This window comes from Halomonas sp. NCCP-2165, from assembly GCF_023708045.1.
In the GTDB taxonomy this organism is placed as follows: Bacteria; Pseudomonadota; Gammaproteobacteria; order Pseudomonadales; family Halomonadaceae; genus Bisbaumannia; species Bisbaumannia pacifica.
Map to the genome: position 1 here is coordinate 1 of NZ_BRCY01000015.1, position 13,514 is coordinate 13,514.

At 66.6% G+C, this 13,514-nt stretch carries 11 protein-coding genes; 3 read left to right on the forward strand and 8 right to left on the reverse strand.

The features are described from left to right. Window positions 1-90: 90 nt before the first annotated feature. Window positions 91-930, reverse strand: a complete 840-nt coding sequence (gene pssA, locus NFU04_RS09450; RefSeq protein WP_251309205.1) for a CDP-diacylglycerol--serine O-phosphatidyltransferase — start codon at window positions 928-930, stop codon at window positions 91-93. 161 nt (window positions 931-1,091) lie between these two features. Next, the gene (ilvC, locus tag NFU04_RS09455; protein ID WP_251309206.1) at window positions 1,092-2,108 is read right to left on the reverse strand and encodes a ketol-acid reductoisomerase; all 1,017 of its coding nucleotides are present in this window, start codon (window positions 2,106-2,108) and stop codon (window positions 1,092-1,094) included. Between the two features lie 191 nt (window positions 2,109-2,299). On the opposite strand from ilvC, the gene ilvY reads away from it, so the two are divergent. Further along, window positions 2,300-3,187, forward strand: a complete 888-nt coding sequence (gene ilvY / locus NFU04_RS09460; RefSeq protein ID WP_251309207.1) for an HTH-type transcriptional activator IlvY — start codon at window positions 2,300-2,302, stop codon at window positions 3,185-3,187. A gap of 184 nt (window positions 3,188-3,371) precedes the next feature. On the opposite strand, the gene ilvN is transcribed toward ilvY, so the two are convergent. The 5 genes from ilvN to rluD form a co-directional block, all read right to left on the reverse strand. Next, window positions 3,372-3,863: an acetolactate synthase small subunit gene (ilvN, locus tag NFU04_RS09465; protein ID WP_251309208.1), complete on the reverse strand. Its 492-nt coding sequence runs from the start codon at window positions 3,861-3,863 to the stop codon at window positions 3,372-3,374. Next, window positions 3,863-5,587 (reverse strand): acetolactate synthase 3 large subunit, encoded by a 1,725-nt coding sequence (locus tag NFU04_RS09470; RefSeq protein WP_251309209.1) that lies wholly within the window; start codon window positions 5,585-5,587, stop codon window positions 3,863-3,865. Before NFU04_RS09470 ends, ilvN begins: the two co-directional genes overlap by 1 nt. A gap of 456 nt (window positions 5,588-6,043) precedes the next feature. Continuing rightward, entirely contained in the window at window positions 6,044-8,626 is a 2,583-nt protein-coding gene (clpB, locus tag NFU04_RS09475; RefSeq protein WP_251309210.1) for an ATP-dependent chaperone ClpB, read from the reverse strand. 158 nt (window positions 8,627-8,784) lie between these two features. Continuing rightward, window positions 8,785-9,546: a peptidoglycan editing factor PgeF gene (gene pgeF, locus NFU04_RS09480; protein ID WP_251309211.1), complete on the reverse strand. Its 762-nt coding sequence runs from the start codon at window positions 9,544-9,546 to the stop codon at window positions 8,785-8,787. Next, on the reverse strand, window positions 9,546-10,505 hold the full coding sequence (gene rluD, locus NFU04_RS09485; protein WP_251309212.1) for a 23S rRNA pseudouridine(1911/1915/1917) synthase RluD: 960 nt from the start codon (window positions 10,503-10,505) through the stop codon (window positions 9,546-9,548). Before rluD ends, pgeF begins: the two co-directional genes overlap by 1 nt. Before the next feature lie 123 nt (window positions 10,506-10,628). Here rluD and NFU04_RS09490 point away from each other — a divergent pair, with 123 nt between their 5' ends. Then, entirely contained in the window at window positions 10,629-11,435 is an 807-nt protein-coding gene (locus NFU04_RS09490; RefSeq protein ID WP_251309213.1) for an outer membrane protein assembly factor BamD, read from the forward strand. A gap of 80 nt (window positions 11,436-11,515) precedes the next feature. Here the strand turns inward: NFU04_RS09490 and NFU04_RS09495 are convergent, their stop codons facing one another. Beyond that, window positions 11,516-13,147 carry an NAD+ synthase gene (locus NFU04_RS09495; RefSeq protein ID WP_251309214.1) on the reverse strand — a complete coding sequence of 544 codons (1,632 nt, stop codon included), beginning with the start codon at window positions 13,145-13,147 and terminating at the stop codon, window positions 11,516-11,518. A gap of 99 nt (window positions 13,148-13,246) precedes the next feature. Here NFU04_RS09495 and NFU04_RS09500 point away from each other — a divergent pair, with 99 nt between their 5' ends. Continuing rightward, complete coding sequence (locus NFU04_RS09500) at window positions 13,247-13,510, forward strand: PP0621 family protein (protein ID WP_251309215.1); 264 nt, start codon at window positions 13,247-13,249, stop codon at window positions 13,508-13,510. Window positions 13,511-13,514: the final 4 nt, after the last annotated feature.

Sequence of the window (13,514 nt, forward strand, 5' to 3'; positions counted from 1 at the left end):
CGAAGAGCGCCGACCGCCTGTGGATGCCCCCATGGACCAGAGACGACGACGCCCGCTCGAAAGCGGGCGTCGTCGATGGATGCGGGGAGACTACCCCACCGGCTTGGTCGGGCGCTGCAATTTGCGCATCAGCGCCAGCACGGGCCCAGAGATCACATAGGCGCCGAACAACAATAGCAGCATCACCGACGGCTGCACCGAGATCACCACGAAGGCCAGCACGATCGCCAGTAGCACGACGAAGGGCACCGGTCCCTTGAAGTCGATGTCCTTGAAGCTGTAGTAGCGAATATTGCTGACCATCAGCACGCCGGCCGCGCCAACCACCAGCAGCATCAGCAGCTTGAATCCGAGGGCATCGGCATCGAAGTCATGGAAGGTCCAGACGCTGGCCGCCACCAGGGCCGCCGCCGAGGGACTGGGCAGGCCGATAAACCACTTCTTGTCGACGCTGCCGATCTGCACATTGAAGCGCGCCAGGCGCAGGGCGGCACAGGCGACATAGAGGAAGGCCACCACCCAGCCGGTCTTGCCGATATCCTGGAGGATCCAGGTGAAGGCCACCAGGGCCGGCGCCACCCCGAAGGAGAGCATATCCGAGAGGCTGTCATATTCCGCCCCGAAGGCACTCTGGGTGTTGGTCATGCGTGCCACGCGCCCATCCAGGCCATCCAGCAGCATGGCAATAAAGATGGCTACCGCCGCGGCGGTGAAGTCGCCATTGATCCCCGCCACCACCGCGAAGAAGCCGGAGAAGAGCGCTGAGGTGGTAAACAGATTGGGCAGCAGGTAGATGCCGCGCCGCCGCACCTTCTTGCCATCTTCCACCGCCTCCTCGACCACCTCCGTATCGCGAAGGAAGGCCGAGGCGATATCTTCCTCGGCGGGGTCATCGCGTCGCTGATCGGTGTTGCTGGAGTCCTGACTCATAGTTCTCATCCATTACCGGAAAGGGCAGCCGCCGGAAACCGGCGGCTGCCCCTATTCTACACACCGCTGAGACGCATACGACACGGCGGCCTCACCCGGCGGAAACGCCGAGGGCGCGGCCATGGCCGCGCCCTCGCATTCCGGAACCTTACGCGAAGCGCTTAGTTCTTGGACTTGTCCACCAGCTGGTTGGCGGCGATCCACGGCATCATGGCACGCAGCTTCCCACCCACCTGCTCGATGGGATGCTCGGCGTTCAGGCGACGACGCGCGGTCATGGAGGGATAGTTGGTCTCGCCCTCGTTGATGAACATCTTGGCGTACTCGCCGGTCTGGATACGCTTGAGCGCGTTGCGCATGGCGGCACGGGATTCGTCGTTGATCACCTCGGGGCCGGTCACGTACTCGCCATACTCCGCGTTGTTGGAGATGGAGTAGTTCATGTTGGCGATGCCACCCTCGTACATCAGGTCGACGATCAGCTTGAGCTCGTGCAGGCACTCGAAGTAAGCCATCTCCGGGGCATAGCCTGCCTCGGTGAGGGTCTCGAAACCGGCCTTGACCAGCTCCACGGCGCCGCCGCACAGCACCGCCTGCTCGCCGAACAGGTCGGTCTCGGTCTCGTCCTTGAAGGTGGTCTCGATGATGCCGCTGCGACCACCGCCGACGCCGGCGGCGTAGGAGAGCGCCAGTTCCTTGGCGGCACCGGAGGCATCCTGGTGGATGGCGATCAGGTCGGGGATACCACCACCCTTGACGAACTCGGAGCGCACGGTGTGACCCGGGGCCTTGGGCGCGATCATGATCACGTCCAGGTCCTTGCGCGGCTCGATCTGGTTGTAGTGGATATTGAAGCCGTGGGCGAAGGCCAGGGTGGCGCCCTGCTTCAGGTTCGGCTCGATCTGGGTCTCGTAGATGGCCTTCTGGTTCTCGTCCGGCGCCAGCACCATGACCACGTCGGCGGCCTGGCTGGCCTCTTCGACGGTGGCGACCTTGAGGCCGGCGGCCTCGGCCTTGGCGGCGGAGGAGGAACCCGGGCGCAGGGCCACGGTGACATCGACGCCGGACTCTTTCAGGTTATTGGCGTGGGCATGGCCCTGGGAGCCGTAACCGACGATGGCGACCTTCTTGGCCTGGATCAGCGAGAGATCGCAATCTTTATCGTAATAAACGCGCATGGTGCACTCCTGGAGTCGTTGACCGTTGTGGTTGCGGTGTCAGCGTCGATGGCCACCCGCGCCGTCTAACGCGGCGCTGGGATTGCGGCGTCGGGTCTCGTGCCCGATCGATGGCTTGACTCTACGCCGCGCACTGCGTTGCGTAAAACGCTATATTTGCAATACAACGAACCGAAATGTGAAATAACACCATGGATATGCGCCCCCTCAAGCAGTTCCTGGCCCTCGCCGAGGGCCTGCACTTCGGCCGCGCCAGCGAGACCTGCCATGTCAGCCCCTCGACCCTGAGCCGCACCATTCGCCAGCTGGAGGAGAGCCTGGGGGTGGCCCTCTTCGAGCGGGACAACCGCCATGTGGCCCTGACCCCCCAGGGCCTGCGCTTCCAGGCCTATGCCCGGGAGGCCCTGGAGCAGTGGGAACTGGTGCGCCACGAACTGATGGAACAGAGCCAGGCCCTGCAGGGGGAGATCAGCATCTACTGCTCGGTGACCGCCAGTTACAGCTTCCTCTACGAGCTGCTCAGCGAGTTTCGCCGCCACCACCCGCGCATCGAGCTCAAGCTGCATACCGGTGACCCGGCGGAGGCCATGGCCCGGGTACTGGCCGGCGAGGAGGACATGGCCATCACCCCACGCCCCCGGCTGCCTCCCGAGGCCCTGGCCTTCAAGTCGCTGACCCGCTCGCCGCTGGTGTTTATCGCCCCCCGGGAGGCCCCGGCGTGGCTGCCGGCCACGCCCGAGGTCCCCGAGGCTCGGGCCTGGGCCGAGGTACCGATGATCCTCTCCGAGTCGGGGCTCTCCCGGGAGTATGCCGACACCTGGTTCAAGGCGCTGGGTATCACGCCACGCATCTATGCCCAGGTGGCCGGCCACGAGGCGATCGTCAGCATGGTGGGACTGGGCTTCGGTATCGGCGTGGTGCCGCAGATCGTGCTGGATAACAGCCCGCTGCGGGCGCGGGTGCGGCCGCTGGCGGTCAAGCCGGAACTGCCCCACTACGACGTGGGCTTGTGCGTGCTGCATCGCCGCCTGAAGAGCCCCCTGTTGAGGGCGCTCTGGCAGCAGGTGGCGGCCCGCTAAACGCAAGCGCCGCTCCGAGGGGCGGCGCTTGCGTCTCAACGATGAGTAGATTTACGTCACGAGCGAAGATAGGTCGGCTGCCGCCGGAGCACAGCAACCGGAGTTGACTGGCTGCTCAATGAGGATTGCGACGGTTCGACGCCTCGACACCGCCGGCGGCCGAGATATCGAGCGCAGTAGTAAATCAGAGGGACAATACCTTGTCGCCGCGGGCAATCCCCGACACCCCGGTGCGCGCCACCTCGAGGATGCCGATGGGCCCCATGGCCTGCAGGAAGGCGTCCAGCTTGCCGGCATCGCCGGTGATCTGCACGGTGTAGAGGCTGGCGGTCACGTCGACGATCTGCGCGCGGAAGATATCCGCGGTGCGCTTCACCTCGTCGCGGGCGGCCCCCAGGGCCTTGACCTTGACCAGCATCAGCTCCCGCTCGATATGGTTGCCCTCGGTGAGGTCGACCAGCTTGACCACATCGATCAGCTTGTTGAGGTGCTTGGTGATCTGCTCGATCACCCGGTCGTCGCCCACGGTGGTCACGGTCAGCCGCGACAGGGACGGATCCTCGGTGGGCGCCACGTTCAGCGTCTCGATATTGTAGTTACGCTGGGCGAAGAGCCCCACCACGCGAGACAGGGCGCCGGGTTCGTTTTCCATCAGGATCGAGATGATATGGCGCATCAGGTTCGCTCCGTCTTCGAAAGCAGCATGTCGCGCATGGAGCCCAGGGGCACCTGCATCGGATAGACGTGTTCACGGGGGTCCACCTGGACATCGAGGAACACCAGCTCGTGCTTGTCGGCGAAGGTGCGTTCCAGCGCCGGTTCCAGCTCGTCCAGGGTCTCCACCCGCAGCGCCGTGAACCCATAGGCCTCGATCAGCTTCTGGAAGTCGGGCAGCGACTCCATGTAGGAGTGAGCATGGCGGGACTTGTAGTTGAGGTCCTGCCACTGCCGCACCATCCCCAGGGAGGCGTTGTTCAGGTTGACGATCTTCACCCCCACCCCGTACTGCTTACAGGTGGAGAGCTCCTGCATCATCATCTGGAAGCTGCCCTCGCCGGTGACGCAGATCACCTGATCCTCGGGGAAGTTCTGCTTGATGCCCATGGCCGCCGGGAAGCCGAAGCCCATGGTGCCGAGGCCGCCGGAGGTGATGAAGCGGTTGGGCTTGTCGAACTTGTAGTACTGGGCCGCGAACATCTGATGCTGGCCCACGTCGGTGGTGACGAAGGCCTCGCCACGGGTGACCCGACACATCGCCTCGATCACTTCCTGGGGCTTGATCGTCTCGCCGGGCCCCGAGGGCTCGTAGAGCTTGCCGACGCGCTCTTCGCGCCAGCCATCGACCTTCTGCCACCATTCGGCGAGCGCCTCGGGATGGGCGATCTCCTTGCCCTGCACCAGGCTGATCATCTCGTTGATCACGCTGCCCGCCGGACCGACGATGGGCACATCGGCGCGCACCGTCTTGGAGACCGAGCTGGGGTCGATATCCACGTGGATGATCTTGGCGGTGGGACAGAACTTGGAGGTGTTGTTGGTCACCCGGTCATCGAAGCGCGCGCCGATGGCGATGATCAGGTCGGCATGGTGCATGGCCATGTTCGATTCATAGGAGCCGTGCATGCCCAGCCAGCCCAGGCACTGGCGATCGCCCTGCGGGTAGGCGCCGATGCCCATCAGGGTGGTGGTGATGGGGTAGCCCAGGCGCCGCACCAGGTCGGTGAGGGCCTCGCTGGCACCGCCGCTGACCACGCCGCCGCCGGTGTAGAAGACCGGGCGCTTGGCCTTGAGCATCAGCTCCACGGCTTTCTTGATCTGGCCGGTATGACCGCGGGTCACCGGGTTATAGGAGCGCAGCTTGACCTTCCTCGGATAGACGTACTCGTAACGCTCGGTGGGCGACGTCATGTCCTTGGGCACGTCCACCACCACCGGGCCGGGGCGGCCGGTGGAGGCCAGGTAGAAGGCCTTCTTCAGCACCTCGGGAATCTCGCTGGGGTGCTTGATGGAGAAGCTGTGCTTCACGATGGGGCGGGTGACCCCGACGATATCGGTCTCCTGGAAGGCGTCATCGCCGATCAGGTGACTCATGACCTGGCCACAGATCACCACCATCGGAATCGAGTCCATGTAGGCGGTGGCGATACCGGTCACGGCATTGGTGGCGCCGGGGCCCGAGGTGACCAGTACCACGCCGGGCTTGCCGGAGGCCCGGGCATAGCCGTCGGCGGCATGGGTGGCGGCCTGTTCGTGCCGCACCAGGATGTGCTTGACCTTGTCCTGACGGAAGAGGGCGTCATAGATATGCAACGCCGCCCCACCCGGATAGCCATAGATGTATTCGACGCCCTCATCCTGGAGGAAGCGGGCGATCATATCGGCGCCGGAAAGCAGTTCCACTGTGTTTCTCCCCTGGAGGTCTCGAGTGCGAGTCCCCACCGCATCAAACGGTGGCGGAGTTCGAGTGCGGCGGTACGCCGCTGCCGGCCCATGCCGGCACCTGATGCCAAACCCTGGCTGATGGGGCCCGGTTAGGGCCTGCACTCTCATCGCGGCGGTTCGCCGCGTCGGGGCATTGGCCAGGCCGGGCGGATAGCCCGAACCCGGAAGTCCTTCGGCGGGTAGAGGCCCTGCGGCCTACCCTTCACGCGGTATCTGGGGGTTGCCCAGCGGAATCCGCGCCCGCGATCAGGAACCGTCAAGATTCCAATAGCATCGCGAGGCTGTCAACCGCCAGGGGGGCTTGAGTAGCCCAAACAGGCCGATTCGGCAAGAATTTCCACCGCATGGGGCCCCAGAAACGGGCGGGCCCACCCCGAAGGGTGGGCCCGCGACACTCGAGACACCGCTCGATAGTTACTTGTGGAACACCAGTTGCCCCTCTTCGGCCTCCACCTGAATGGTGTCCCCGGGCAGATAGAGGCCCGCCAGCAGGTCCTGGGCCAGGGGGTTCTCGATACGGCTCTGGATGGCACGCTTGAGCGGCCGCGCCCCGAACACCGGATCGAAGCCCGCCTCGGCGAGCTGGGCCATGGCCGCGGCGCTGACCGCAAGCTGAAGGTCATGCTCGGCCAGGCGCGCCCGCAGACGCTCGAGCTGGATGTCGGCGATCGCCTGGATCTGCGCCTGCCCCAGGGCGTGGAAGACCACCACCTCGTCGATGCGGTTGATCAGCTCGGGACGGAAGTGGTTGCCCACCACCTCCATCACCGCGTGCTTCATCTCCTCATAGTGGCTATCGTCGCCACCCAGGCGCTGAATCACGTCCGAGCCCATATTGGAGGTCATCACGATCACGGTGTTGCGGAAGTCCACGGTGCGCCCCTGGCCGTCGGTGAGGCGACCATCCTCGAGCACCTGCAGGAGGATATTGAAGACGTCCGGGTGGGCCTTCTCCACCTCGTCGAGCAGCAGCACCGAGTAGGGCTTGCGGCGCACCGCCTCGGTCAGGTAGCCGCCCTCCTCGTAGCCCACATAGCCGGGAGGCGCGCCGATCAGCCGCGCCACCGAGTGCTTCTCCATGAACTCCGACATGTCGATGCGCACCATGGCCTCCTCGGTATCGAAGAGGAAGTTGGCCAGCGACTTGCAGAGCTCGGTCTTGCCCACCCCGGTGGGGCCGAGGAACAGGAAGGAGCCGTTGGGGCGGTTGGGGTCGGCGAGGCCGGCCCGGGAGCGGCGCACCGCATTGGCCACCGCCTTGACCGCCTCGTCCTGGCCGATCACCCGCTCGTGGAGGGCCTCCTCCATGCGGAGCAGCTTGTCGCGCTCGCCCTCGAGCATCTTGGCCACCGGGATGCCGGTCCAGCGGGAGACCACCTCGGCGATCTCCTCCTCGGTGACATTGGAGCGCAGCAGCTGGTGCTTGGCGGTGTCCGCCTCGCCCTCGCCGGCCTCCTGGATCTTGCGCTCGAGCTCCGGAATCACCCCGTATTGCAGCTCCGACATGCGCCCCAGGTCGCCCTGACGGCGCGCCTGCTCCAGCTCCACCCGGGCCCGGTCGAGTTCGTCCTTGAACTGGGCCGCACCCTGGATGCTGGCCTTCTCGGCCTTCCAGATCTCCTCCAGGTCGGCGTACTCCCGGGCCAGCGCCTCGATCTGCTCTTCCAGGGTCTCGAGGCGCTTCCTGGAGGCCTCGTCGGTCTCCTTCTTGAGGTGCTCGCGCTCCATCTTCAGCTGAATCAGGCGGCGATCCAGGCGATCCATCTCCTCGGGCTTGGAGTCGAGCTCCATGCGGATCCGCGAGGAGGCCTCGTCGATCAGGTCGATGGCCTTGTCGGGCAGCTGACGGTCGGTGATATAGCGGCTGGAGAGCTTGGCCGCGGCGATGATGGCGCCGTCGGTGATATCCACCCCGTGATGGACCTCATAGCGCTCCTTGAGGCCGCGCAGGATGGCGATGGTGTCCTCCTCGCTGGGCTCGTCCACCAGCACCTTCTGGAAGCGCCGCTCCAGGGCCGCGTCCTTCTCGATGTACTGGCGATACTCGTCCAGGGTGGTGGCGCCCACGCAGTGTAGCTCGCCGCGGGCCAGGGCCGGCTTGAGCATATTGCCGGCGTCCATGGCGCCCTCGGCCTTGCCGGCGCCGACCATGGTGTGCAGCTCGTCGATGAAGAGGATCACCCGGCCCTCTTCCTGGGAGAGTTCCTTGAGCACCGCCTTGAGGCGCTCCTCGAACTCGCCGCGGAACTTGGCCCCGGCCAGCAGCGAACCCATGTCCAGGGAGAGCACGCGCTTGTCCTTGAGCCCCTCCGGCACCTCGCCATTGACGATGCGGCTGGCCAGCCCCTCGACGATGGCGGTCTTGCCGACGCCGGGCTCGCCGATCAGCACCGGGTTGTTCTTGGTGCGCCGCTGCAGCACCTGAATGGTACGGCGGATCTCGTCGTCGCGGCCGATCACCGGGTCGAGCTTGCCGCTGGCCGCCCGTTCGGTGAGGTCCAGGGTGTACTTCTCCAGCGCCTCGCGGCTCTCCTCGGCGTTGGCATCGCTGACCCGCTCGCCGCCGCGCAGGCTATCGATGGCCGCGTTCAGGGCCTTGGCCTCGAGGCCGGCCCGGGCCAGCAGCTTGCTGACCGCATGATTCATCTCCAGGGCCGCCAGCAGCACCAGCTCGCTGGCGATAAATTGATCGCCGCGCTTCTGGGCCTCCCGGTCGACCAGGTTGAAGAGCCGCACCAGGTCCCGGGAGGGCTGCACCTCGCCATCGAACTGGCCGACCCGGGGCAGGTCCTCCAGGTATTGCGTGAGGTCGCCGCGCAGCCTGGCGGCGTCCCCGCCGGCCTTCTGCACCAGCGCCTTGATGCCGGTGTCCTGGGCCTCCAGCAGGGCCATCAGCAGGTGGCCGGGATCGATCTGGTTATGGCCGTGCCCCACCGCCAGGGACTGGGCCTCGGCAATGGCGGTCTGCAGCTTGCTGGTGAATTTCTCGAAGCGCATCGCTCTCCTCCTTTGGGGTAGCGATACGTTCGGACGCACCGCCTGACCCTCGATCATGTCTTGACCTAATCAATGGAGGTAGGGTAGGCGGCTTTCAAGAGGCACGGGGGGATTAACCGCGGGAGCTTGATATATGTCAAGCTCCCGGCGAAGCCGGGCTAGCGCAGCCAGATCACGCTGGCCATGCGGCCGGTCTGGCCGTCGTCGCGGCGGTGGGAGTAGAAGCGCGGCTCGCAGGCGGTACAGAAGTGGCCGCCGCTGATCTGACCGAGGCCCAGGCGCTCCAGACGCAGCCGCGCCAGGCGATAGATATCCGCCATGTAGTGGCCCAGGCGATAGGGGCTGGGTTCGAAGGCCTCGGCGGCCTCGGGCTGGAAGGCGACGAAGGCCTCGAAGACCTCGGGCCCCACCTCGAACTGCGCCTTGGAGATGGCCGGCCCCAGCCACGCCATCAGCTCCTCCGGCTCGCAGCGCAGGGACGCCACCGTGGCCTCCAGCACGCCGCCGGCCAGGCCCCGCCAGCCGGCATGGGCCAGGCCGACCCGGGTACCGCGGCGATCGCAGAAGAACACCGGCAGGCAATCGGCGGTCTGCACCACGCAGGCATAGCGTTGATCCAGGGCCACGGCGGCATCCGCCTGGGGGATATCCGCCACATACCCCAGCTGCACCTTGGCGCCATGCACCTGATCGAGCCACAGCAGGGGGCGGTCGTCATCCAGCTCGGCGCGCAGCAGTTCCCGGCAGCGCTCGACCATGGCCGGCTCGTCGCCCACATGGCGGGCGGTATTGAAGGCCGCGAAGGGCCCCTGACTGGGGCCGGTCTCGCGGGTGGTCACGAAGGCCCCCACGGTGCTGGGCGCCGGCCAGTCCGGCAGCAGCAGCGTGGGCTGCAGGGCCGCGTCGTAGGCGTCGTTCATCACAGCCCCTCGCTGTCGTCGCGCAGGTAATCGAGCAGCGCCAGCATATCGTCCGGCAGGGGCGCCCGAAAGGTGACCGCCTCGCCGCTGACGGGGTGGATAAAAGCCAGCTTGCGGGCATGCAGCGCCTGGCGGGGGAAGAGCCGCAGCAGCTCCTTGAGCTCATCCGCGGCCCCCGGCGGCAGCTTGAGGCGCCCGCCATAGACCGGATCCCCCACCAGGGGGAAACGCAGGTGCGCCAGGTGCACGCGAATCTGGTGGGTGCGCCCGGTCTCCAGCCGACAACGCACATGGGTATGTCCCCGGAAGCGCTCCACCACCCGGTAATGGGTCACCGCCGGCTTGCCCCCGGCGACCACCGCCTGACGCTTGCGATCCTTGGGGTGGCGGCCGATGGGCGCATCCACCTTGCCGCCGGCGGTCATCACCCCGGCGACCACGGCGTCATACTCCCGGGAGACCGTCCGCGCCTGGAGCTGCTCCACCAGGGCCGCCTGGGCGCTCAGGGTCTTGGCCACCACCATCAGGCCGGTGGTGTCCTTGTCGAGGCGATGCACGATACCGGCCCGGGGCACCTGGGACAGGCTCGGGCAGTGGTGCAGCAGGGCATTGAGCAGGGTACCGTCGGGGTTGCCCGCCGCCGGATGCACCACCAGGTCCGCGGGCTTGTCGATCACCAGTACCGCCTCGTCCTCGTGGACGATCGTCAGGTCGATGGCCTGGGCCCGGTGCTGGGCGGTCTGCTCCTCCAGCTCGGCCTCCAGGCGCAGGATCTCGCCGCCATAGACCTTGGCCTTGGGCCGCGCCGGCGCGCCGTCCAGGGTCAGGGCCCCCTGCAGGATCCATTGCTTGAGGCGTTCCCGGGAGAAGTCGCCGAACAGTTCCGCCGCCGCCTGGTCCAGGCGCTGGCCGGCCTGGGCGTCGAGCACGCGGGCTTCACGATTGAGAATCTCGGGCATGGGTCTGGCGTTGGCCTCTGCTAACACCCGGTTTCCCCGCTGGGGCCTGGGTGTTTTATAGTGGGTGCTTTATAGTGGGGCGATTCTACCACGGCCCCCGGGTTGTTTGATGCGAGGATGATAATGCGCGTTTTTACCAGCGGCACCCGGCTCGGTGCCTTCGCCCTGGCCGCCCTGCTGCTCGCCGGCTGCGCCTCCACCAGCGAGAGCGTTCCCGAGCTCGAGGAGCAGGCACTCTACGAGCAGGCTCGCGGCTCCCTGGAGCGCGGCCACTACACCACCGCCCTGAACGAGCTGGAGGCACTGGATACCCGCTTCCCCTTCGGTGACTATGCCGAACAGACCCAGCTCGACCTGATCTATGCCTACTACCAGAACGATAACTGGGAGGCCGCCCGCGCCGCGGCGAACCGTTTCATTCGCCTCAATCCCAGCCATCCCCAGGCGGACTACGCCCTCTACCTGCGCGGCCTGGCCTCCTGGCAGGCGGGGCGCTTCAGCCTCGAGCGGCTGCGCCTGATCGATATCTCCAAGCGCGACCTGGGCGCCAGCCGTGATGCCTACACCGACTTCCGCGTCCTGGTGGAGCGCTACCCGCAGAGCGAGTACGCCCCGGATGCCCGCCAGCGCATCGTCTACCTGCGCAACCTGCTGGCCCGGCATGAGCTGCATGTGGCCGACTACTACCTGCGCCGCGGCGCCTACCTGGCCGCCGTGGAGCGCGGCCGCTGGGTGATCGAGAACTATCCCCAGACGCCGGCTACCCGGGATGCCCTGGCGGTGATGGTGGAGGGCTATATGGGCCTGGAGATGGATGATCGGGCCCGGGAGGTGCTGCGCACCCTGATCGATAATGCCCCCGACCACGAGCAGCTGCGCGGGCGCAGCTTCCAGCCGAAGCATATCGAGGCGCCGGCGATCTCGGCCTAGGCAGTCGCCCTCGATCACCGGTCAGCGCCACTCGGCAAGACGCCACCCCTCGGGGTGGCGTCTTGCGTTGGCCGGGCGGGTTACTCCCCGGGCTGCCAGCCATTGACGATGGGGTAGCGGCGATCGCGGCCGAAGCCCCGCGGCGTGACCCGCACCCCCACCGGCGCCTGGCGCCGCTTGTACTCGCAGCGATCCACCAGGCGCACCACCCGATAGACGTCGTCGCGGTCGAAGCCGGCGGCGATGATCGCCTCGGCGCTCATGTCGCCCTCGATATAGCGCACCAGGATGGCGTCCAGGGTGTCGTAGTCGGGCAGGGAGTCGCTGTCCTGCTGGTCCGGCGCCAGCTCGGCGGAGGGCGGGCGCTCGATGACCCGCTCGGGGATCGCCGGCTCCTGGGCATTGCGCCAGCGGGCCAGGCGGTAGACCCAGGTCTTGTAGACGTCCTTGAGGGCGTTGTAGCCCCCCACCATATCGCCGTAGAGGGTCGCATAGCCCACCGCCATCTCGCTCTTGTTGCCGGTGGTCAGCACCATCAGTCCCTTCTTGTTGGAGATCGCCATCAGCAGCACCCCGCGGGTACGCGACTGCAGGTTCTCCTCGGTGGTGTCCCGCTCGGCGCCGGCGAAGCTCTCCGCCAGGGTCGTGGTGAAGGCTTCCACCATGGGGGCGATGGGCAGCACCTCGTAATGCACGCCGAGCAGCCGCGCCTGCTCGGCGGCATCCTCCTGGGAGATCTCGGCGGTGTAGTGATAGGGCATCATCACCGCCTGGACCCGCTCCGGCCCCAGGGCGTCCACGGCGATGGCCAGCGACAGCGCCGAGTCGATGCCCCCGGAGAGGCCCAGCACCACGCCCCGGAAGCCGCTCTTGTTGACGTAGTCGCGCAGCCCGCTGACCAGGGCGCAGTAGAGGTTCTCCTCGGCGTCGGGCACCGCGACGCACTCGCCGGCCTGGGGGATCCAGAGGCCGTCGATATTGACGAACTGTACCGGCATCAGCCCCACCTCCCAGTGAGGCGCCTGGACCCGCAGCTCCCCCTCGGCGTCGACACAGGCCGAGCCGCCATCGAAGACCAGCTCGTCCTGGCCGCCGATCATATTGGCATAGACCAGGGGGCGACGCGCCTCGGCGGCCCGCGCCTTGAGCAGCGCCAGGCGCTCGGCGGGCTTGTCATGGTGGAAGGGCGAGGCGTTGAGGCTGATCAGGATATCGGCCCCGGCGTCCCGCGCCTGGAGTACCGGCGTCTCGGCCCACAGGTCCTCGCAGATCAGGATGCCCAGGCGCACGCCGAGGTGATCGATCACCAGGGGCTCCTGGCCCGCCTCGAAATAGCGCTGCTCGTCGAAGACCTGATAGTTGGGCAGGCTCTGCTTGGCGTACTCGTCGAGCCACTCGCCGTTGTAGAGCAGGCCGGCCAGGTTATGGCGCTTGCCCTCGCGGATGCCGGGATAGCCGACGATCACCAGCACGCCGGAAGCGACCTTCTCGGCCATCCTCGCCCGCGCCTCGCGCAGGCGACTCTCCATGGAGGGGCGCAGCAGCAGGTCCTCCGGCGGATAGCCGGTCAGGCACAGCTCCGGCAGCACCACGATATCGGCCCCGTGCTCGATCCGGGCCTCCCGCACCGCCTCGATGGCGCGCGCGGTATTGCCGGGAATATCGCCGACCAAAGGGTCGAGTTGGGCCATCACCAGCGTCAGGTCTTGCATGGTCGCGGAAATCTCTCGAAACTCTCGGGTAGTCGACATTGTCCCGCATGGCCGCTCCGGTAGCAAAGCCAAGCCGCCCGACCAGGGAGCCACCCTAGGATGAATCTCTTGCTGATACGCCTGATCATCTTCGCCGTGCTGTTCTTCGCCGGCCTCAAGCTCTATCGCATCTACCGAGAATGGAAACTCGACCGGGACGACCTACTGAGTCCCGACGAGGGGAACCCCAGCCAGGGCCAGATGGTGCGCTGCCGCTATTGCCAGGTGCATCTACCGGAGACCGATGCGCTGCGCGAGCGGGGCGACTGGTTCTGCTCCAGCGCCCACCGCGACAAGTACCTGGAAGAGCAGAAAAGCGACTAGCGGC

What these genes read in the sequence shown, in the direction of transcription:
- clpB (WP_251309210.1), bottom strand. Translation starts at nt 8,626, where the DNA reads ATGCGCTTCGAGAAATTCACCAGCAAGCTGCAGACCGCCATTGCCGAG.
- NFU04_RS09495 (WP_251309214.1), bottom strand. Translation starts at nt 13,147, where the DNA reads ATGCAAGACCTGACGCTGGTGATGGCCCAACTCGACCCTTTGGTCGGC.
- ilvN (WP_251309208.1), bottom strand. Translation starts at nt 3,863, where the DNA reads ATGCGCCATATCATCTCGATCCTGATGGAAAACGAACCCGGCGCCCTG.
- NFU04_RS09500 (WP_251309215.1), top strand. Translation starts at nt 13,247, where the DNA reads ATGAATCTCTTGCTGATACGCCTGATCATCTTCGCCGTGCTGTTCTTC.
- rluD (WP_251309212.1), bottom strand. Translation starts at nt 10,505, where the DNA reads ATGCCCGAGATTCTCAATCGTGAAGCCCGCGTGCTCGACGCCCAGGCC.
- pssA (WP_251309205.1), bottom strand. Translation starts at nt 930, where the DNA reads ATGAGTCAGGACTCCAGCAACACCGATCAGCGACGCGATGACCCCGCC.
- ilvC (WP_251309206.1), bottom strand. Translation starts at nt 2,108, where the DNA reads ATGCGCGTTTATTACGATAAAGATTGCGATCTCTCGCTGATCCAGGCC.
- ilvY (WP_251309207.1), top strand. Translation starts at nt 2,300, where the DNA reads ATGGATATGCGCCCCCTCAAGCAGTTCCTGGCCCTCGCCGAGGGCCTG.
- pgeF (WP_251309211.1), bottom strand. Translation starts at nt 9,546, where the DNA reads ATGAACGACGCCTACGACGCGGCCCTGCAGCCCACGCTGCTGCTGCCG.
- NFU04_RS09490 (WP_251309213.1), top strand. Translation starts at nt 10,629, where the DNA reads ATGCGCGTTTTTACCAGCGGCACCCGGCTCGGTGCCTTCGCCCTGGCC.